The sequence below is a fragment of the Alcanivorax sp. HI0044 genome (genome assembly GCF_001634945.1).
The window spans coordinates 1-1,300 of record NZ_LWEZ01001696.1 but is presented as its reverse complement, the minus strand read 5'-3'; the positions used below and the strand labels follow the sequence as shown (position 1 = coordinate 1,300).

Here is a 1,300-nt window from a genome sequence, read left to right as displayed (position 1 = left end):
GCACCAGTTCACCACAAGGCTGTTGCTGTACACCGGGCGGGTGATGCCGTATTCCACCGGTTGGTCGTCTTTTTCTTCCACGAAGGTGCCGAACAGGCGATCCCAGATGATGAAAACCCCCGCGTAGTTCCGGTCGATATATTCCGGGTTGCGGCCGTGGTGCACTCGGTGATGGCTGGGCGTATTGAAAATGTATTCGATGGCCGGGTGCAGTTTGCCCACCAGGGTGGTGTGGATGAAATACTGGTATACCAGCGACAGGGCATAGCACACCCCGATCCATACCGGGTTGTAACCGAGAAAGGCCAGTGGCACATAGAACAACCAGCCGCCGTTGAAGATGTTGGTAGCATTCTGGCGCATGGCAGTGGAGAAATTCATCCGCTCGGAGGAGTGGTGGGTCACATGGGCGGCCCAGAACCAGCGCACCCGGTGTGAGGTGCGGTGGAAGCCGTAGTAGCAGAAATCCACCAGAAACCACAGGGCGATGGCGGTAAAGACGTTGAGCTCAATATCGAGCAACCGGTGCTGATACGCAAAGGCATACACGGGGAAGGCGATCAGCCCGGCGAACAGCAACTCGGTGGTCTGGTAGCCGGCACCGAGCATGAAATTGAGCCAGGATTCACGGCCATCCACCAGCCGGTTGTTGTGGCGAATCTTGCGGTATTCCCACAGGAACAGGCCAATAAAAAGCGGCGTGGCCACGACAAAGATCAGCTGTCGGGCATCCAGCGCCAGCCAGTCGGGCAGGGCATTCCATAGCGGTACCAGGCCGCTGTTCTGCCAGACGTTGTTGAACCAGTCCATTAATGCCATAGAAACCTCGAAGCTCGGTGGGAGCGCGGTGAAACGTGGAAGATGGCAGTGTGCGACAAGCGCGGCGGATAGTATTGACTATCCATGCCTTATTTTTGACAATTTAGGCCAACAGGGTAAACGTCACCCACAAGGAGAGACCATGGCCGCTGCCATGCGCGTCACCGGGGCCTGGGTACAGTTGCTGACCGACTGGCTGGACCGGGAAAACCTGCCTGCCCCTGCATTGCGCACGGTGCTGGACAGCCGCTCGCCAGCGGATGTGGTGCCGCTGCCGCTGTGGCGGGATCTGCTACAGCAGGCGGTGTTGTTGCGCCCGGAGCGGTTGGCGCCGGGGCTGGAAATCGGCGCCATGATCCAGCCCCGCCATGTGGGCATGCTGGGCTATCTGATTCTCACCTGCCGGACCCTGGGCGAAGCCATGCTGGCCTACCAGCGCTATGAGACCCTGTTCTACGGTCAGGACATGGTGGAGGTGGTG

Annotated in this window: 2 protein-coding genes; one reads left to right on the top strand and one right to left on the bottom strand. The window is 59.2% G+C overall.

What is annotated here, in order from left to right; all coding sequences use genetic code 11:
- A partial coding sequence (locus tag A3730_RS25545) for a sterol desaturase family protein (protein WP_063539258.1) occupies nucleotides 1–819 on the bottom strand: 819 nt, incomplete at its 3' end.
- A 142-nt stretch (nucleotides 820–961) separates the two neighbouring features.
- Here A3730_RS25545 and A3730_RS25540 point away from each other — a divergent pair.
- Nucleotides 962–1,300 (top strand): AraC family transcriptional regulator ligand-binding domain-containing protein (locus tag A3730_RS25540; protein ID WP_197477637.1); only part of this gene is annotated, 339 nt, incomplete at its 3' end.